15 protein-coding genes are annotated in these 19,634 nt (G+C 66.7%); 1 reads left to right on the top strand and 14 read right to left on the bottom strand.

Annotated elements, in window-relative coordinates:
* Positions 1 to 13 precede the first annotated feature (13 nt).
* From ACZ5BU_RS31765 to ACZ5BU_RS31745, 5 genes are all read right to left on the bottom strand, one after another.
* On the bottom strand, positions 14 to 793 hold the full coding sequence (locus tag ACZ5BU_RS31765; protein ID WP_465704124.1) for an aldo/keto reductase: 780 nt from the start codon (positions 791 to 793) through the stop codon (positions 14 to 16).
* 614 nt (positions 794 to 1,407) lie between these two features.
* Positions 1,408 to 3,051 (bottom strand): alpha/beta fold hydrolase, encoded by a 1,644-nt coding sequence (locus ACZ5BU_RS31760; RefSeq protein ID WP_465704123.1) that lies wholly within the window; start codon positions 3,049 to 3,051, stop codon positions 1,408 to 1,410.
* Positions 3,052 to 3,109: 58 nt separating this feature from the next.
* Entirely contained in the window at positions 3,110 to 4,039 is a 930-nt protein-coding gene (locus ACZ5BU_RS31755; RefSeq protein ID WP_465704122.1) for an oxidoreductase, read from the bottom strand.
* A gap of 38 nt (positions 4,040 to 4,077) precedes the next feature.
* Positions 4,078 to 5,529: a M4 family metallopeptidase gene (locus ACZ5BU_RS31750; protein WP_465704121.1), complete on the bottom strand. Its 1,452-nt coding sequence runs from the start codon at positions 5,527 to 5,529 to the stop codon at positions 4,078 to 4,080.
* A 122-nt stretch (positions 5,530 to 5,651) separates the two neighbouring features.
* A complete protein-coding gene (locus ACZ5BU_RS31745) occupies positions 5,652 to 6,107 on the bottom strand; it encodes an Lrp/AsnC family transcriptional regulator (protein WP_465704120.1) in 456 nt (151 codons plus the stop codon).
* Between the two features lie 82 nt (positions 6,108 to 6,189).
* On the opposite strand from ACZ5BU_RS31745, the gene ACZ5BU_RS31740 reads away from it, so the two are divergent.
* A complete protein-coding gene (locus tag ACZ5BU_RS31740) occupies positions 6,190 to 6,732 on the top strand; it encodes an RBBP9/YdeN family alpha/beta hydrolase (RefSeq protein WP_465704119.1) in 543 nt (180 codons plus the stop codon).
* A gap of 47 nt (positions 6,733 to 6,779) precedes the next feature.
* Here the strand turns inward: ACZ5BU_RS31740 and ACZ5BU_RS31735 are convergent, their stop codons facing one another.
* From ACZ5BU_RS31735 to ACZ5BU_RS31695, 9 genes are all read right to left on the bottom strand, one after another.
* The gene (locus ACZ5BU_RS31735) at positions 6,780 to 7,010 is read right to left on the bottom strand and encodes a hypothetical protein (RefSeq protein WP_465704118.1); all 231 of its coding nucleotides are present in this window, start codon (positions 7,008 to 7,010) and stop codon (positions 6,780 to 6,782) included.
* A 272-nt stretch (positions 7,011 to 7,282) separates the two neighbouring features.
* On the bottom strand, positions 7,283 to 8,938 hold the full coding sequence (locus ACZ5BU_RS31730; protein WP_465704117.1) for a type IV secretory system conjugative DNA transfer family protein: 1,656 nt from the start codon (positions 8,936 to 8,938) through the stop codon (positions 7,283 to 7,285).
* Complete coding sequence (locus ACZ5BU_RS31725; RefSeq protein WP_465704116.1) at positions 8,935 to 9,993, bottom strand: M48 family metalloprotease; 1,059 nt, start codon at positions 9,991 to 9,993, stop codon at positions 8,935 to 8,937. The genes ACZ5BU_RS31730 and ACZ5BU_RS31725 overlap by 4 nt, the downstream gene beginning before the upstream one ends.
* Positions 9,994 to 10,092: 99 nt before the next feature.
* Positions 10,093 to 11,136: a VldE C-terminal domain-containing protein gene (locus ACZ5BU_RS31720; RefSeq protein WP_465704115.1), complete on the bottom strand. Its 1,044-nt coding sequence runs from the start codon at positions 11,134 to 11,136 to the stop codon at positions 10,093 to 10,095.
* 927 nt (positions 11,137 to 12,063) lie between these two features.
* On the bottom strand, positions 12,064 to 14,046 hold the full coding sequence (locus ACZ5BU_RS31715) for a type IV secretion system protein (protein WP_465704114.1): 1,983 nt from the start codon (positions 14,044 to 14,046) through the stop codon (positions 12,064 to 12,066).
* Complete coding sequence (locus tag ACZ5BU_RS31710; RefSeq protein ID WP_465704113.1) at positions 14,043 to 17,207, bottom strand: ATP-binding protein; 3,165 nt, start codon at positions 17,205 to 17,207, stop codon at positions 14,043 to 14,045. The genes ACZ5BU_RS31715 and ACZ5BU_RS31710 overlap by 4 nt, the downstream gene beginning before the upstream one ends.
* Positions 17,194 to 17,766: a hypothetical protein gene (locus ACZ5BU_RS31705; protein ID WP_465704112.1), complete on the bottom strand. Its 573-nt coding sequence runs from the start codon at positions 17,764 to 17,766 to the stop codon at positions 17,194 to 17,196. The genes ACZ5BU_RS31710 and ACZ5BU_RS31705 overlap by 14 nt, the downstream gene beginning before the upstream one ends.
* Positions 17,766 to 18,053 (bottom strand): hypothetical protein, encoded by a 288-nt coding sequence (locus ACZ5BU_RS31700; protein ID WP_130446998.1) that lies wholly within the window; start codon positions 18,051 to 18,053, stop codon positions 17,766 to 17,768. The genes ACZ5BU_RS31705 and ACZ5BU_RS31700 overlap by 1 nt, the downstream gene beginning before the upstream one ends.
* A gap of 49 nt (positions 18,054 to 18,102) precedes the next feature.
* Complete coding sequence (locus ACZ5BU_RS31695; RefSeq protein ID WP_465704111.1) at positions 18,103 to 19,365, bottom strand: conjugal transfer protein; 1,263 nt, start codon at positions 19,363 to 19,365, stop codon at positions 18,103 to 18,105.
* Positions 19,366 to 19,634: the final 269 nt, after the last annotated feature.

Genomic DNA, 19,634 nt, shown 5'->3' with positions numbered 1-19,634 from the left:
GGCTCTGGGATTCCTAGGTCAACAAGCGGATCAGGTCCGGATCCTTCCAGAGCCGCTCGGGTACGGGCTGGCGGACGAGCGCGGCATCGGCGCGGATCTCGGCCGGCGACGCGGCGGCGATCATTACGGACGTGACGGCCTGGTGCCTGCTCGGGAACGCGAGCGCGGCCTGCGGCAGCGAGACGCCGTACCGCTCGCAGACGGCGGAGATCCGCCGCGCGTGGACGGTCTCGGGTTGGAGCACGAGGGCGCCGGCGACGATCGCTGACACGCCCCGTGCCAGGCAGCGGTCGAGGAGCGGCTTGGCTTGCTGGTCGAGCAGTGAGTAGTAGCCGGTGAGGAGTACACAGTCCAGCTCGACGTCGCGGACCAGTTGGTCGAGTCGCTGCCAGTCGTCGGCGACCGCGCCGACCGCCTTGATCACGCCGTCGCGCTTGAGCCGGTCGAGGGCGGGGTACGTCGCTGGGTCTTCGGCTAGGACCAGATCCACCGCCAGGCCCAGCCGTTCGCTGCTCGTCCGAACGTCGGCTTCTGGGTCTTCGCCGAGGGTTCTGGTCGACAGCAGGTACTCGCCGCGCGGGCGCCGCTGGAGCGCTGTACCGAGGCGTGCTTCGGAGTCGCCGTACGCGGGGGACGTGTCGAAGAACCGGATGCCTGCCTGGTACGCCGCGTCGACGGTGGCGATCGCTGTCTGCTCGTCGGAATCACCGAGATGCGAGCCGCCAAGCCCGAACCGTGGCGGCCGGAAGCGGACCGTCGAGCGCGGCGCGAGCACCTGGCTGGGTACGGCCATCGCACTCACCTCCGCCGGTCGACTACCTCCAGGATCGGGTCTCGGCGCCTTCTTCGCATCTCGAACCCACCTGCCCGGTAACCAGCGGCCCGCCGCCGCTCGGCCACGTCGTGCTGTCGCGATCAAACGGCTCGCACCCACCAGCCTGCCGGACCGAGACGAGCGCCGCCGCGAGACCGAAGAGTGCGCCGCAGCCGACCATCACGAACCCACCGGAACGAGCGCCACCGTCACGCCCACCAGCACGCACCGCCCGACCATCACAAACCCACCCCGACAAGTACCACCGCCAGACCCACCAGCACGCAGCGGCCGACCATCACAAACCCACCGCGACCAGCACCATCGCGAGCCCGCACAGCACCCACCGACCCACCATCACAAACCCACCGCGACCAGCACCACCGCGAGCCCGCACAGCACCCACCGACCCACCATCACAAACCCACCCCGACCAGCACCACCGCGAGCCCGCACAGCACCCACCGACCCACCATCACAAACCCACCCCGACCAGCACCACCGCGAGCCCGCACAGCACGCCGCGCCCGACCATCACAAACCCACCGCGACGAGTGCCGCCGTGAGGCTGACCAGCACGCAGCGACCCACCATCATGAACCCACCGGGATGCTGATCGTCGACGGGTCGCCGGCCGGCGAGCTGAACGTCACCGTCGAACCGATCACGCTCCGGCCGAGGTATCGCGGATCGACCGTGTCGACCACGAGCACCAGGTTGTGGCCGGCCGGCACCTCCCAGCTCGTCGCCTCCAGCTGTACGTCGACCGTGACAGCCTTCCCCGGCGTTGCCCCGCGCAACGTGTACGGCTTGTGCGACATCAGCGACCCGACACCGAGCGCGTCCACGTCGTACAGATACGCGAACAGCGACGTATCCGGCGCCGACGGTTGCACGGTGAGATGCAACTTCGCCGCACCGTTGACGACCGCAGCCCGATCGAACGCCGGACCGGACCACACCCCCGCGAACGACCGATCGACGAGCGGCGTCGCGACACCTGTGGGGATTGTCAACAATCCTTGCAGCGCACCGGAAACCAGCGCCACACCACTGTCCGCCACCGTAGGCACACCGGCCCCGATCGCCCGGCTCCACCCCGTCGATTCCGTACCCTGCAGCGCACCCGCCTTCGTCAGGTACGACGTACGCGCCTGACCGACCGCCGCCCAGTCGGCGTACCCGCGCCAGGTCCCCCGCTGCGACTTGAGCTGCACCGGCGGTTCCCGGTCGGCCCCGTTGTCCGCGCCCGTCAGGTAGTGCCGCAGCCAGCCGGCGAGCTCGTCCCAGGTCTCATTGGGCAGACCCACCGCCCCACTCGCCTCCGGCGTGGCGTGGTCGCCGTGCGCGAGCAGCAACCGTTTCGGACCGGTCAGCCTGGTGAAGAAGTCCGTGTACTGCGACGGCGGGAAGATCGAGTCCTCGAACGCATTCGCCAGGAACACCGCCGGATTGTTCGCATTCAGATTGTCGACAACCGTCGCGGCCGACCGGACCGGCGAGAGTTGCTTCGCCTCCGCGATCGCCCCGTCGAAGTCGCCGGTGACGAACTTCGACTGCAGCGACGCCATCTCCGGCCCGGGCCGGCCGGTGACGTTGCCCAGGGCAAGCAGACCGGCGACGGCCTGGAGCGCAACCGTGTCGTTCGGGTCCAGCGAGCGGATCAGGTCGGCCCATCCGCTGAGCGCACCGACAGCCTTGATCCGCGGATCCTTCGCGGCCGCGAGCAACGCCGTACCGGCGCCGTACGAGATGCCGACGGCCGCGACACGGCTCGTGTCGGCGGGCGTGTGCTCACCGGCCCAGTCGATCACCTTGCTGACGTCGGCCACGGTCGGCGGCCCGGCGATGTCGATCCCGCCGCCGGTGTCCCAGAACCCGCGGCTCGAGTACGAGATCACCTGGAACCCTGCGGTCGCCAGCTTCGCGCCCTGGCCGACGTACTCGGCGTTCGGCACACCCCAACTCGACGGCATCACCACGAGCGGGAACGGGCCGTCGCCCTGCCCGGTCGGTGTCAGTACGACGGCGCCGATCGTGATCCCGTCGACGCCGGGGATCCGCTCGTACGCCGTCCCGAAGCCGACCGTCTGATTGTCTGCCGTCGGATTGTCTACAGCCTGACCAGCTGCCGTCCGAGCTGCAGCAGTCTGGCTCGCATCGGCCCGCGGGCCGACCGTGATCAGGGCCAGACCGACCGACAGGGCGGCAGCAAGAACGGCGGCAAGTCTGCGCACGAGGAACCTCCGGCATCGGGAATTACCGGAGGGTAACCAGAAAGCTGCCGCTGTGTCACTAGCTCGGCACGGTGAGTACGGGATTCACCCCGGTCGCCTCGACCGACCATGCCCACAGCCGCTGCGCCAACTCCGGGTCCTGAGCGGTCCGCGTCGGCAGCACGAGCTTCGGCGTACCGCGGTACTCGAAGAAACTCGGCCCCACGAACGATCCCGGACGCAGATCGACGTACGTCGCGGCGTACAGACTCGGCCACGCGCCGGCCGCGGCGGACTGCGCGACGAGCCGGGTCGCGGCGCCCACGAACTGCGCCTGCCGAGCGTGCCCGGCGAGCTCGGGACCAGCGGCCTGCAGGTGCGTCGACGCATACCCCGGGTGTGCGCCGACGCTCAGCAGATCGGCCCCGGCAGCGCGGGCGCGACGGTCCAGCTCGAGCATGAAGAGCAGGTTCGCCAGCTTCGACTTCCCGTACGCCTCCCACTTCCGGTACGTGTCGGCCGGCCGCCGCAGATCGCCCTCGCTGATGCCGCGGACGGTCTTGTGCATGAACGAGCTGACCGTCACGACCCGGCTGCCGTTGAGCAGCAACGGAAGCAGCCGGCCCGTCAGCGCGAAATGACCGAGATGGTTGGTCCCGACCTGCAGCTCGAAGCCGTCGGCAGTCTGCCGGTACGGCGGCCCCATCACGCCGGCGTTGTTGATCAGCAGATCCAGCCGGTCGTACTTCGCGAGGACCTCCTCGGCCGCCCGTTGCACACTCGCCAGATCGGCCAGGTCCAGCTCGAGCACCGTCGGCGCTCGGCCGCCCTTCTGGGTCAGCGTCTCCGCCGCCCGAGCGGCCTTCTCCGGGTTGCGCGCGGCAACTATCACCTCGGCGCCGTGCCTGAGCAACTCCAGCGCCGTCTCGTACCCGATTCCGCTGGTGGCGCCGGTGACCAGCGCCCGCCGCCCCGTGAGGTCAGGAATGTCCGCCGTACTCCAGGTCATGCGCCCACCCTAGTCGTGGGCGCACGGCCTGGTCTGCGCTACAGGATCTTGCGAGCCTTGAACGCGTCGGTCACAGTCTGCGCGGCGGCCTTCCCGTACATCAGCCGCGCGGCCTGAACGGTGTCCTGCGCCGCACCCGCGAACGACGTGTCAGGGTCGTAGAAGAACGTCGCTTCGAGGATCAACTTGTCCGCCTTGGCCCGACCGAGCGACTGCTGGATGTCCCACAGCGCCCGCGACCAGATCTCGCCGTCGTCGTGGACCTCGCCGTCGATGTCGTCGGTGGTCTTGGTCCCGTCGGTCCGGCGCAGGCAGTGTGGCTCGTCGCTCGTGTACGACGTCGCGTCCCAGTCCATCACGCACGGCAGGTTGAAGCCCTTGCTCACCGGCACCGAGTTCGTCACGGCCCAGTAGTCGCCGAAGCCCTCACCGATCGCGCCGGCCTGCTCCGACTCGCCGAAGCCCGGCACCACGTCGTCCTGGATCGCGTGCCCGTACTCGTGCCAGATCACCTCGGCGTCCTCGGCGTCGTCGACCCCACCCTCCCCAGTGGTGATCATGTCGGTCGACGGGTCGTAGAACGAGTTGTCCCCGGCGTACGTGTCGACGCTGAAGTCCTGCGACTCGTTGTTGACGTCGGTGAACCCGAGTTGCTGGATGTACTCCTGCGTCTGGTTGATGTGGTAGTACACCATCACCTGCTCGAACTTGTCGTTCGCGCGCTGGTAGACGAACGTGTTGGTCTTGCTCTGGGCGATTCCGCCCTTGGCCTCCTTGATGTTGACGTAGGGACCGTCGAGCTTGCCGGATCCGTCCAGGTTGCGCAGGATCACGTTCTTCTGGGCGAGGAACAGTACGTCCTGGTTCTTGTCGTTCATGTCGGTGAGCTTCTCGTTCTGCTCGCTCACCACCGGGTTCGGGTCGAACACGGACCCGCGGCCGTCGATGTTGTCGCTGATCACCTTCGACTCGACGACACTGCCGGTCTTCGCGTCGACCAGCGACCGGCTGACACCTTCGGTCGAACGGCTGGTCACGTTCCAGACCAGGCGCGCGTTCGGCCCGCCGATCACCGCGAGCTGCGCGGCACCACTGGTCGCGGCCGGTTGCTTCACCAGACTCTTGTTCGGCCCGGCGTCCCGCTGCGCGCGAGCGGTGACGGTCGCGTTCGCGGTCTGCGTCGCGGCGGCCGGCGCCACCTTCGCACTGACGTCGAGGTTCGCCGGTACGGCGTCCCGCCCGTCGGCCACCTCGACCGAGCCGTCCTTACCGACATGCTTCGCGTAGTACCCGTTGACCACCGGCAGACCCTTGAAGGTCTGCTCGTACCAGTAGTGCTTGCCGAGCAACGAAGTCTTCGTCTTGATCAGCTTGAGACCGTTCGGGTTCGTCGTCGGGGCCGCCCCCGCAGCACTGGTGAACGACAACCCAAGCGAAACAGAGGCCAGTCCGACGGTGACTGCCAGCAGCGCCTTACGGCGTCTCGTCATGCTTTCCCTCCCACGTTAATGCTGCGTAACGCAACCACTACGATCCGTCGACCCTAGTTCCGCGCAGTACCCACTGTGAAGCAGATCGTGACGAGCCCCACCCGCGGCAAGGGAAAACCTTGTCAGTCAAGCGGGAGCGGCTTGGCCGGGTACTCCCGAAGCACCAGAGAAGTGCTCACCGGCCCGAGCCGGCCGATGCTGTCGACCACCTGCTCGAGCCTTCCGGCGTCGGTCGTGTGGATGTCGAGCAGGAAGCAGTCCTCCCCGGTCAGCCGGTACGTTCTCGCGACCTCGGGCAACGACGCGAACAGCTCAAGCGCCTCCCGGATCCGTGCGTGCGTCGTACGGACGCGTACAGCAGCGTGAATGTTCAGCCCGATCCGCGCCGGGTCGACGACCGCCCGGTACCCGGCGATCACCCCGGAACGCTCCAGCCGCTGGATCCGCGCCGACACCGCCGGCTGCGACAACCCCACCTTCCGCCCGATGTCGGCCCCACTCAGCCGCCCGTCGGTCTGCAGGATCGCCAGGATCGCCCGGTCGATCGCATCCAATGAACCAGTCGTTGCCTCAGTCATCGACCTTCATTTCATCAGCTGACGCCGCCGTACGGCGATGACTCCTGCATCATGACAGCCATCCCACCCTCATGGAGGCTCGATGACCTACATCATCATCCCCGGCCTGGACGGCTCCGACGAACACCACTGGCAGTCCCACTGGGAAACCTCACTCCCCGGCGTACGAATCCAGCCCACCTCCTGGACCTCCCCCGACCTCACCGACTGGACCAACGCCATCACCCGAGCCGTCGAGGCAGCCCCCACCCCCATAACGTTCATAACCCACAGCCTCGGTTGCCACGCCCTCTCCCACTGGCTAACCACTCAGGCCTCTACTTCTGTCCGAGGCGCCTTCCTGGTAGCCCCTCCGGACCCCAGCGCCCCCACGTTCCCCGCCGACCGCCTACCAACCTTCGCCTCACTACCACCCCAGCCCCTAGGCGTCCCGGCCGTCCTGATAGCCAGCACCAACGACCCGTACTGCACAATCGACGCCGCCGCCCGCCTGTCCAAAGCCTGGAACGCACCACTGATCCCCCTGGACGACCTAGGCCACATCAACTCCGACAGCAACCTCGGCGACTGGCCCCTCGGCCGCCAGCTCCTAACCGCCTTCCAAGCCGGCCTACACGACCGCTAAAACACAACAGCCCGACCCCAAAGGGATCGAGCTGCTGTACCTCGCACTTACGAGCGCCGAACCTGCAAAAGCAGAGCCGACCCCGCAGCCACGAGCGGCAAAAGCCCCGGACAGAACACCCCGACCACGGCAACCACGATCAGGACAACCTGAGCAGCCCGCCAAAGCAGACCAATCAAACTCCCCATCAACAAAGTCAACGCAACCAGATTGGCATCCCAACGCTCAACTCTCTTTTCGAAAGCAGTGCGCGTACGGCGGGTGTTGGTAGTAACCATGGACTCGACTCCTGGTTAAGGTGACGAATCGCCAAGAGGTTGCACCAACAACCACACGGCGAATCGATCACAAGTGAACGAAAGCACCATGTGGTACTTCTGTCTTTGTCCTAGAGGCTAGCAAGTAAGCCGCCCGAATCGCCAGGCGGTGGGCAGTACCCCCCTCTGCTGATCAGGTAGGCTTCACACGTCGGAGGAGGCGCACCAACGCCGTTGATGCCGATGAGACCGCGGCGCATCTTTGGACTCGACTCCGTGCGCCGCGGTCTGCTTCATCCGCGCAGGTTGACCAGCACCGGTCCCACCCGCGCACCGTTCGAACGGGCGAGCGATATCAGGGCATGACCTGGTGGTACGCCGGTGATGATGTCGGAGACGGTCCAGCGGGCTCGCTCGATACGCCGCGCGCTGTACCCGGCGGTGTGGCTCTCGGTTCGGCCGCCGACCGATCCGTACTCGTCGTAACGGACACCCGAGGTCGAGCTTCGGTTGATGGTCGTCTCGGTGACGTACTGGTCGCCGAACCACCGCGAGAAGATGTCTGCGTCGGCCGGATCGATGCCGCCGAAGACCGCCTTGCAACCAGTCGATCCGAAGACCGTCGCACGCACGTCGATCGGAAAGTCCGACATCGTTTGCGTCAGCAACACCAAGCCCGCGTTGTTCGATCGAAGCTTCTGGACGCCCCGCGCGACATAGTCGTCAACGAACCGACCGGCCTCGTCGATGACGAGGCTCTTGAAGATCGACCGATCAGCTTCAGATGAGGACGTAATCTGCACGAATTGCGAAACGACCAGCCTCGCCAGGATCCTGGACGCGTCTGGATACTCCGCTTCCGGGAGCGAGACCCGGACTCGAACCGGGCGGTTGAGATCACGCATCTCGAACGTTGGCCCAGGATGATCCAGGAGCTTGCGAAGCGACGGCCGGTCGAGAAGTGCGAACCGTTCCACCAGACTCGCCGCCGGGTCAGCGGTCCTCTGCAGCTGCGCGCGGCGAGTATCCAGGAGAGCCTTCAGATCCTTGGCACCTGGGCCCTTGAGCCTCGACTTGACCGCATCCATCGCGCCTTGGTCGGCACGAAGGAGCCCCAGCAGCTCGGGCACCGTTGGCCATCGCTCGTACGCTGAGTGAAACGGCTGAAGACACGCGTACAGCGCGTTCTTCGAGGCATCGATGAAGTAAGCCTTGTCATCTGTGACGCGCGGTGGCAGCAAGGCCGATGCGAGCCGGTCGGCTGCAACATCAGCCGTCTTCGATCCGCCGAACAGGCTGAATCCACAAGTCGGGTTCAGCGGGTCGATCGTGACGTCGAACCAACCGTCGTACGCGAAGTCCGTCGCCTTCGGATCGACGACCACCATGCTCGCCTTGCCTGTCAACGCCGCCAGCGACAGATGCTCGACGATCGGGATCGCGATTCCTCGCGTCTTTCCAGAGCCCGGGGGACCGATCACGAGCAACGAGGTGCGGAGAACATCGAGGTCGAGTCCAAAGTCTCCCTCAACTTCGTAGTCACTACGGTGGTCCGGTATGACCTCGCCCAACCTGACCTGGCCGGCCAGCAGGTTGTGCATGGCAAAACGCCGGCCTGGAAGGTTCCGCTGCTGCGACGGATGGACCAAAGCCGCACCACGATCGAGTCGGATTGCCTGGGTCAATTGCTCAAGCTCCTCCGGGTCATGCTCTGATCGTCGGAGTGCGTGCGCAATTCGGGCGCGATCAACGTCGCCGAACTCTGCCGACGCCGCCAGTTCGTCCAAGTGCCTAGCCAGCTCGCTGTGAGACTTGCGGATAGCATCCCAAGGCTGGCTCGCAGGAGCCAGAGGCGCAGACCGCGGACTCGCCGCCTGCCCCTCACCGACTCCTGCAATAGCAGCGAGCTTCTTTTTCAGAGCCTCCAGTTGCTCGCGGCGCTTGGTCATGATCGAGCCGTCTGAACATAACGCTCAAGCGTCCGGATTCGATCGGCGAGGCTCGGGTGAGTCGCATACAGCGCGCCACGCCACCCCGCCGCTCGCCGAGCGACATCCTGACCTTGCGACTGCAGATCGTAGAGGAACGCGATTGTGTCTCGCGCATATCCCAGCTCGGCAGCCACTCGGTCCGCCATCGTCTCGGCGCGGCGGCTGAACCAGGCCAACGGTATTGGGACAAGGAAGGGCAGAACCGCATATCCGGCCCAGTCCCATTGGCCGAAGACCATCGAGTACAAGATCAGTCCGGCCAAGGACAGCGCGAAGAAGCCCACGATCAGGCACCCTAGTGCCGGCACTCGTCCGCCGAGACGGAACAGCGATTGCACGAACGAGACGACGAGCCGTCCGGGCTGGGCGTACCAGAACACGAGCAGCGTTGCCCATGGGTGACCTCCACGGTGGTGCCCGAGCTCATGAGCAAGCACTGCTTGTAACTGCCTCGGCGGCAGGTTGTTCACCGTCCATCGCGTGACAGCCACGGAATGGCCTGCGACGGCTGACCCGTTGATGCTGTCGGACTCCTCGATCCAAAGTTTGTAGTAGCTCGGATCGACACCCGCTCGGCCACAGACGGCACGCCATGAGATGTCCAGCTTCTGCTGCTCCATCAACGTCGGTCTGCGAAGACGGTAGAGGTACTTCACAATCAGGTCCTCGGTGCCTGGCCAGACGATCACCAGGCCGGACAGTACCCACGCGACGACGATCGTCAAGCTGAGCCAATCCTGCGAGAACCACGATGCGATCGACGACACGACACCGAAACTCCACAGCGCCCACGGAATGCCGAGCAGGAGCTCTGCGGCCGACGGCACTGATATCCGCACGCCTTGCGACGGCGATTGCGGCGGAGGAGCGGGACGGTCACCGAAGTTGAATACGCCGGGGGCTGTGTCCGGCGCATCAGGCGCTCCACCACCGACCGGGCCTTGTGGTCGCGGTTGCCAGTCGTCGGCGGAAAACGACCCTGGCCGGTCGTCGGGTCCGTCAGACGGACTCATACGACACCTCCCACGCCCTTCGGTGACCCACAGTCGAGAATCCCTTCGCATCTTTCTGTCACCGTCGCCCGGTTCCAGTCGACCTGCACGGCAGCAAACTCAATAGATGGAGACGTGCACGTGGTCATAGTGTCCACCGGTCGCGTCCGACGGGTTGTAAATGCCTCCGCCGTTGTAGGTCATCCATTGTCCAGTGCGAGCACTCCAGATCTTCCCGTACCAGATGACATAGTGCACACCAGTCCGGCCCGCGGTCTGAACCGCCCAGTTCGCATAGCGATCACCCTTCTCGCGAGCCGCCGGGATCTTGCGCGAGTCACCGCCGACGAAGACGTCGCACGCGAGACCCTTCGGATGATCGCTCGTCGGATTCCATGCGTGAGCGTCCCAGCAGGACATGCTCGGGTTGTCCAATGCAGCTCGAGCAGCGGCTACCCAAGCCGCTGTACGGGGAGTGACCAGACCACCGGTGCCGGTTGGGTCCGGCACTGTCTGGTCTTCCGGCGGCCACTTGCCTCCGACCGGCTTTCCGGTGATCAGACCACCGCCGCAATCCTGGTCAGGCTGCGGAGTCGACGAGACCCCGCTGGTGCCACCAGGCGAACCGCCTGCACGTCCCGCGTACGGATCACCTGACCGGTTCAGATCGATCCCGGCAGCGTCCGCGATCTCTCGTGCCTCCTGCTCCCGCTGCGCGTATCGATCAGGAAATTTCGACGCCTGGACCGCCTGGGCGGCATCTCCCAACGCCATCGACGGCCACCCGTTGATGTCCACGAGGCCAGGCGGATCAGGTGCATCCGATCCACCGAAGAAGGCGTTCGTTGCGTACTCGGGATCGAGGATGTGGTCACGATCCCCCCACCCTGCCCCGGGACGCTGCTGGAACAGGCCGACGGAGTCGGCGTCGCCGTACGTCAGGTTCTGCAGATCGGACTCGACCAACGCCGTCATCAAGGCGATCAGTGTCGCCTGCCCCGGCAACCCACGTTTGATCGCAACGCTGTCGATCAGCTTAGCGAATGCGAGCTGTGTGGTGCGCAATGATCCCTTGGAGTCCAGGTTCTGGGCTGCTCCTGGCACGCCGGGAGGACAAGCTGCATTGATTTGGTCGCCGCCGGCTCCGAACGGAGCGAGAATCACAACCGCCAGGATCGCTAGTATCGCCCCAACTCCAGCGATCTTCGGCCCGATGCTCTTGGCGCCGGCCAGTCCGGCTGCCTGAGCAAGATCTCGACCGCTAAACACTCTTGCCGTCCACGGACGCCGTCACGGTCCGGTCCCTCCATCGACCGAGCCAACAAGCCATCGCTCATCAGAGCGGACGACGGTCACGAGTAAGGGGACGTCGAACGTTCCTGCCTGCTTGCCGGTGGTCTGGACCTTGACAGTAACAAGGCGGGTGATCCTCGTGGGGGTATCGGTCGGCGCAGTGCCTGGCCGTGGGGTCGTAATTGTCACGGAGACCACCTTCGAGGTGCCCCCGGAGGTTCGGAGCGCGTCGTACGTCGGATCGCCGGCGCTCGCGAAACTCTGCGCGAGCTCAGGCGTCGTGAACTGAGTCGCACGGCCCACCAGCTCTTCATAGGTCTCGCTCGCCGGAGTGCGCTTGTAGAACAGATTGGCCCAACTCCGCGTGGTTGTATCGACAGCCGCGGTTGCTGCTGCCCCCGGCCGCTCCGTCTGCGGCGGCGGAGTCGTCAGGGGGGCCGTGGACGAAGGCGTCCCCTCAGGGTTGTTCGACTGCGTCTCGGTCACTGGCTGACTTGCTTCCGGTGCCGACTGTGTCAACAAGCCCACTGGACCGGAATCTGACTTACGCCCGAACAGGTGAGGCAAACCTCCCCCCACACCGAGAACGACGATCGCAAGCAGAACGATGACCACAATGACACCCATCGGACTCGCCGGCTCGCTGCGCCTGCGGTCACGGAGTTCCTGACGCTGACGTGCCGCATCCTCTCGGCGACGGTCTCGACGAGACTGCTTCTCCGCAGGGTCGTCGCTCACTCCTGAACCTGCCTCTGGTTCAAAACGCCCGTCTGGGTCTTCGCGCCTTGGCATAGGTCATCACCGTCCGCCGGACGGACGACCCACGGGAGCCCTGACGGCTGAGTACTCCCGGAAGTTCCTCGAGGTGGTCGCAGGCTGTTTGCGGATCTCACGTGCCCGTTTCGGAGGTCCTTCGCGCAGGCTTGCCGTGTGTATGACAGTCCTTCGCGGCTCGTAGCCACCGTTGCGCAACTGAACTGCAGTCGAGGACGGTTTTGCGTGGCGTCCTGTACTGCGGCCGTCGGATGAGGAGGATGAACCCGTGCTGACCGTCTTGGGCCGCTCGATCGAACCGCCCTGATAGATCGTCTCCTTGGCACCACGTCGCGAAGAGTCATCGCGCCTGCCCGGCCTTGGACCGGCCGACGACGGAAGCATGATTGCCGGCGACCGCTTCGATCCGGTGCGGCTGCTGCCTGGTCGACCGATGCTCGTCTCCCCACGAGATTGGCCACCTGCCACTGGGACCCGTGTGCCGTTTGGCGTTCGCTCTTCGTCGCCCTGCGGAGCACGGCTACCAGCCGGAGGCATGGTTCGGTAGTTCCGGTTTGTCTCGACGCGCTCATCAGGCGTGCCGCCGGACGGCCGCCGGCCCGCCTTGGGACGCTCTGTCTGGCTCGGCGAGGAACTCCGGCTGCGAAGAGCCGTCACCACGCGCCGAACTGCTTGAACCGCACCGCGACGCGCATATGACCCCATCACCATGCTGCCCAAGCCCGGCCGCATGCTCGATGTCACGCTTTCAAGCAGTCGCCGCAAGCGATACGCAGCAACCAGCACGACGAGTGCAAGACAAGTGACCGGCAACCAACCGAGAGTGTCGGTCATTGTGAAGACCGCGGTCAACATCGAGAGCGCTATGCCGAAAATGAGCATGGCAGCCACAGATTGCAGTATCAGCCCCAGAAGCGATTCAAGCCAATTCATTCCCCATTGTCGCGAGCGGCCTGGGATGATGAACAAGCAAGCGAAGATGACGCCGACGACCAGCAGAACAAGGCATCCAACGAACGCCATCAAAGCCGTGGCAGCCAGTCCGATGATGAGATATGCATAGATAGCGGCCGCGACCGCGGCGACCAACAGGACACCAACCCGGCCGAAGGCGTTCTCACCCTTGGCCCATTTAACAGTCGGCGCGTCTGAGCTACCTTCGCCCTTTGCTACCGTGTTGTTGATGTAGTCCAATCGCTTGTCGGAATCAACGCCGAGATCGAGCAAGCCCTTTCCATATTTCTCGCAGGCTTTGATCGAGCCAAACTCGGCGATACACCACGGCGTAGCCGCGAATCCTCGCCATGACGCGTCGCCCGATTTTCGGAGCATCGTGTCCCTGGAGCTTCCCGGGAACGCCGGCGCCGGCATTTCAATCGGAGTCTTCAGCGGCGGGCCGAGCACCTGATCCGACGCGCCCATCACGGTCTGCGCTCCGATTTGGCGGGCACCGTCGACGCCCTTGATCCAAGTCGACGCGCCAAATGCGAGGCTCACCGCTAGCAGTCCGGCGGCGAACACCCAAACCAGTTGACCGAACGCGGTTCCGGTCGAACGCCGAGACACGTACGCCGCGATGGCGCCGAAGGCGAGAGCCGACGGCAACAACCATGCGGTCAACTGTCCACTGATACCGCCGATCCCGCCCGAGGTCGCATTCATCAATGGATGGATGTCGGTAAACGAGAACAACCACCACCCGACCGAGATACCGGCTCTCGTCGCTGCCACAACGAACATCATCAGGAGTTGGGCGAACGAGTTGAAGATCGGCCGCAATGGGTCGCGCAAGCTCCCTTCGTAGTCCAGCGAGAACGCCATCGGGTTGTACTGCTCGAAGAGGGTCCGAGTGTCGCCGTGGGTCAGGTCAGGTGCCGGCAGCAGGTCCGCGAACCCGGCCGGGGTCGTCTGCTGATTCCCATCCGCCGCCAGTGCAACCTGGCTCGTGACGATCAAGGAGATTGCAAGAACGGTGACCGCGGTGCGAGCCCGCCGCTGCCACCTCATGCGACGTGTTCCTTGTTGCCGCCGGGACGGGGGGATTCTTTGTCTGACGCGTCGGAGCTCGGAGTGCCGTGGGCCGGGTACATTGCCTCGTTGTATGCCGCTTCGTCTGCTTCTTGGTCGTAGACCTCGTCTGGGCCTATCGGGGACTCGTAGCGGACCGGATGGCGGTGATCCTCGCCGTCGGCGGGGCCGGGGGTCGGCGGGTGGCCGTTTTGTTGGGCTACCGCCAGTTCGGGGGCAGTCGGCGTCGGCTGATTGACGGCATCGGCCGTCGCAGCGGGAGTCGAGGGGGCGGAGACTGAGGGTTTGGCCGGAGCTCCTGAGGGACCTGAAGAGGCTGTCGACGCGGTACCAAGATCGACCGAGGCAGCGGCAGGGCCTGCAGGTCCGGGCGCGGCTGACCCATTGCCGCTTCGGGCCAAGGACTCTCCCCCGTTGAGGACACCGCCGTAGCGAGCTGCAGAGGGCGCGCTGTTGGGAGGTGCGGGGCGTGCGTCGTCAGGCGCTGACGCGACGGCGTCGTTGGCTGCGGTGTCCGTGTATGTGGGCGCGTAGCGGTCTGCGTCGCTGTCGGACGCCGGCTGCCGAGAGGTGAAGGCCTCGGCCTGGGCGGTAGCAGCTGGTTCTGGCGTTACATCCTCGTCTTCTGCGAAGGGGTCTCCTTCGATATGGGATGGAACGACTGCCTGAGTGGGTTCGATGCTGTGTTCGGATTCCGGAGTTGTTTGGAGGAGCGCCGCCACCTGCTGGCTGGGGATGTCTATTTGGACGGTGGCTACTTCGTCCCAGCGGTCTCGCATGATGCAGTGGCCGTGGCGGATGGATTTGCCGTTGGCGGCGGTGTTGATGCCTCGGACGAGGGTTTGGTACGGGGCGGTTTGGGGGCGGCCGAGGAGTTCGAGGAGGGAGTCGACCTGTTCGCGGGAGCGGAGGCTGAAGGCGAACAGGGTGGTGATCTGCTCCACCAGGCCGGGCAGCTTCAGGATGCTGGCCGGGTCCTGGGTGTCGAGGACCAGGGAGGCTCCCAGGGCGCGGCCGACCCGGGCGATGTAGTCGAGGAACGAGGCGCCGTCCGGCGTCTTCGTCAGCAGGTGGACCTCGGGGACGATGACGACCTTGGAGCGGCCGCGGAACTCGCGGCGACCGGTCGTACGGATCATCCAGGCCAGGCAGCCGCGCAGGCAGGCCATACCGACGCGTTCGATCGGGGACCAGGACTCGGGGGCCGACTCGGGGGACGGCAGGGTGAGGCCGGGCATCTGGACCACCCAGAGGCCTGGGTTCGTGGTCAGGGAGGACAGGCCGGACGGCGGGCCGGCCACGACCGAGCCGAGGCCGGTTTCGACCAGGTCGCGGAGGGCGAAGCCGACCGTACGGACGGTCTCCTCCTCGGCGTTGCACAGTCGCTGGATGACGCCCCACGAGGACGGGTCCGGTGACTGGATCTCTGCGCGGGTGGCCGCGACGACGGGGGCCTCGGCGGCGCCACGCAGGTGCGGCGGGAGCAGCAGCATGAGCTGCGACGGCGCCTGCAGCAACGCGTCGTCGACCGGGAGTACGCGGAGGAGGTCCGCGGCGCCGGAGAACTGGGCCGTGATCTCGATGACGGCCGTCGGTACGCCGTACTCGGCGGCGACTGCCGATACGCCCGCGGCGTCGCCCTTCAGGTCCAGCAGCGGGACCCAGGCGCCGGCGAACGCGGAATCGAGGCCGCCCAGCATCGCGGCGGTCGTCTTGCCTCGACCGGACCGGCCGAGGAACAACGTCGTCGTCGCGTCGCCGAGCGCCGAACCGGCGGCCGCGTCGAAGCGGACCAGGCCCGGCGTGGAGCCGGTCAGGTACCCGATCGCGGGGCCGGTGGCGTCACCGATCGACGCACCGCCCCAGAACCAGGACCCGAAGAACGCGGTCGACTCGCGGACATGTCCCAGGTCCGGCACGCGGAGCTGGTCGCCGGGCAGCGACTCGAGCCAGAGGTCGCGCTGCTCGTCGGCGCCGACGGCGACCGTGATGCCACGGTCTGCGTAGTGCGCGATGACGGCGTCGACGTACGCCTCGAGGTCCTCCCGGGTGTCCGCGCTGACCAGCAGCCGCGGGTGGTCCTCGACCAAGGTCAGGCCGCTGCGGTTGATGTCGCGCTTGACCTCGCGCATCACCCGCTCGGTCTCGACGATCTCGTCGGCGGTCTCCTCCGCCGTACCCTTCGCGGCCGAGCGGCGCTGTTCCTTCGCGGACTTACGGGTCTCGTCGACCAGGTGCCGCGCGGTCTTCTTGGTCAGTACGCGGAACCGGACCGAGGCCTCGACGGTGACGTCGATCTCGTCGCCGTCGTCGTCGATCGCCTTGATCTCGGACAGCGTCCGCAGCCACTCCCCCGCGCCCGGCGTCTCGAGCTCCTCGGGGAAGTCGGTCATCGCCAGCACAGAGGTGTACGCCGCGATCTGACCGCGGGTGTCGTAGATCCGCAGGTGATCGGTGTACGGCACGACGCGGCCGGAGGTCAGCCGGGCCAGCGAGGCACCGGTGATCAGGCCACGACGCGGCGCCGCGACGGCGCCCCGGTGCATCTCGCGGCTGATCAGCCAGGAGATCACCTCGGCCGGCGCGGTGTGCGCCCGCCAGACGGTCGACCCGAGCTGACGAGCGAGCTTGCGCACCCGCTCGTCCAGGTGCGCGAGCTCCCGCGCACTCACCCGCCACGACGTCGTACCGAGGGCGTCGCTGATCGAACCGCGGACCTGCGCGGTGGCCCGCGGGTCCCGGTCGGACAGGTGGACGCCGAGGGCGACGTACCGCTCCGGCATCCGCATCTCGTCGATCCGGTCGGCCCGGGTCTGCGCCCAGGCCTCGTGGTCGCCGAGCCGGTAGTGGCCGGCCACCGAGTCGAGGTAGTCCTGGCCGGTCGAACGGCCCCAGACCACCTTCAGGTGGCTGAGCCGGTCACCGAGGATGGTCGCGGCCGCGCTGACCGCGGCGTCCAGGGCCGCGTCCTGCTCGGCCTCGGTCGCCAGGTCGGTGTTCGCGACCGAGATCAGGAACCACGCCTCGGCACTGCGTTCGGTCACCAGCAGGCCGTCGGCGATGGCGACCAGCCGCGGCGGTGGCAGGCCGCGCTCGCGACCGACCCCCACCAGGTTCAGGAGCTTGTCAGCGATCTTCATTCAGGCCTCTTCCTGACGACGTCCTGCGACTCACCCGTTGTACGTGTTCGGCTCCCAGCAGCCGGGCCCGCTGGTTGACGGTGATGTCCGCACCCGCGCGGACCCTCGGATCGGCCTCCACCACGACCTCGCGCTCCCACTCGGGCGTGATCCGGGCCTTGGCCAAGTCGGCGACCTTACGGGTCGAGACCCGCTCCCGCCAGGGCAGGTACTCCGACTTGTCGGCAGCCCGGGCGCCGAGGCCGATGATCGGCCGGTGCGCACGCAAGGCGTACCGGACGGCCAGCGCCCACTCGGTGACCCGGCGGCGGCGTTCGTGGAACCTGCCCGGCCGCCAGCCGAACGCGGTGATCACGAACGGCGGTACGACGTACAGGCTGACGGTGGGCTTCTGCGGTACGCCGATGAACGGGAACAGCAGCGCCACCCAGAGCAGGATGACGACCGCGCCGAAGATGATCATCCGGCGGCGCGCGCCTTCGCCGAGGTCGATGCCCAGCAGGTCGTACTGCCGGGTCTCGATCTCGAAGTGGTGGGTGAGGGTACGGCCGACGCGCATCAATTACCTCCGGACAGCAGTCCCCAGAAGCCCTTGAGCACGTTGATGGTCTGGTTGTTGGCGTAGATCAGACCACCGACCAGCACCCCCGCCGCGATGTGGCCGAACAGCTCGCCCCACTCGCGCTTGAAGTAGTGCCCGATCGCGCGCAGCACCAGGATGGCGATGAAGATGTTGCCCGCGATGACGAGGACCCAGTCCTTGAAATCCGCGCCGGTGGGGACGTTGGGGTCGGCCATGGGCACGGCAAGCTGAACCACGCTCGCAGCCAGTTCGTGCGTCATCATTGCGGTGTCTCCCTTGTTGCCTCGGTCGTCCGACGGCCAGTCGCTGGATTCATCCGACGGCAGCCACTTGCCATCTTTGTGCTCCGTCCGTGGCGACAGTACGCCTCAGCGTGAGCGTGTAGGTCTGGTCCAGCGTGGTATCGCCCACGCCGTTCCAGGTGACGGCGGCGGTCGCCTGCCGCTCGTCGTCGTTGCCGGCGTACACCTGCCAGTCCTTGAGTTCGCCGAACTTCACCGCACCGTTCAGGCTGCGGATGGTCGAGCCCGGGGCGGTCACCGCGGACACCTTGTTGTCGGACTCCGCGTACGCGCTGAAGAACGCCTCGGCGTCCTTCTCGGTCGCGGCGGTCAGGTCGTCGTCGGGCTTGCCCGCGTCGGGCATGTTGCTCGGCAACGGGGCGCGCTCGTCGGGTACGAACGTGGGCGGGCCGCTGGCCACCACCCGGCTCGAGGTCCGGGCGACCGGGACCGAGATGCGCTCCCAGACGATCGGGCCGGGGGTGAACGCGTTGCTGCCCTGCCGGGTGAACGTGTGCACCCGGACCCGGACGTCGACCACGGCGGTGACGCCGCTCGGGTCTGGGGTGACCTGACCCGGGTACGCCACGTCGGCGGTCTGCTTGCCGCGGCCGTTCCAGCCGGCCCGGCCGTCCAGCCCGGCGGCGAGGTCGAGCCCGACCTGGGCAGGGCGGGCGTCGGGGTTGTTCTCGTCCCAGGTCAGATAGGCGACGGAGTACCGCGTGGCGACCGCGCGGGCCTCGTCCGACGGGAAGCTGCTCTGCCCGCTGACCACGGTCTGCGGAGCCCGGTTCGGGGCGATCCAGGAGCGGATGCCACTGATCGCGGCCAGTAGCAGTACGACGACCACGAGGCCGCGGAAGAACCGCCGCGCCCAGGTGGAGAACGACGACTCGACCTCGGTCGACCACGGGGTCTGTCCGGGAGCCAGCACCTCGCGGGCCGGACCAGGCGCGGGCGCGGCGTGTGCACCGTGCGGCGAGCGCTGTTTCAAACGCTCGGGTGCGCGCGGGCCCTGGTTCTGCTGCGGTGTGTCCGGAGTACGCGCGGCCGGGCGGCGGGGCGGTGCGATCACGCCACCGTTCGGCGGCGGTGCCGGGTGCTGCGGAGCGGAGTACTGCGCGGCTACCCCCTGCGCCTGGCGAGGGGTAGGTGACACCGGCCCGCCGGGGTGGGCCCACCACTCCGGCGCGGTGCTCTGCGGGCGGCCCTTGCCGGGCTTCTTCGTCCGGCGCTGGTCCGACCAGTGCTCACCTTTTGGCGGCAGATTCAGTACTGTTCGCCACCAACTCATCCCTACCCGCCCCTCAGACAGCAGTTACGCGGACAGTAGCCGGGAGGATACGGCACGCAACCGCCCTCCGGGAGACCTGAGACCAGGATCCGGAAGGTCCATCGCTCCCCGCAGCCATACTGTTACCCCACACGCGGGCAGTGCCACCCTCACCGTCACTCATACCGGCCAAGCGTGACACCTTCGGTACCGTCGTCATAGCTCCTCTCTCATGCCCGCTCAGGTCGACCGGGCAGCGCACACCATGCCACACGCCGCGGACAGGTTCG

The organism is Kribbella sp. NPDC031520 (assembly GCF_055580825.1).
This window is presented reverse-complemented; position numbering and strand designations above follow the sequence as displayed.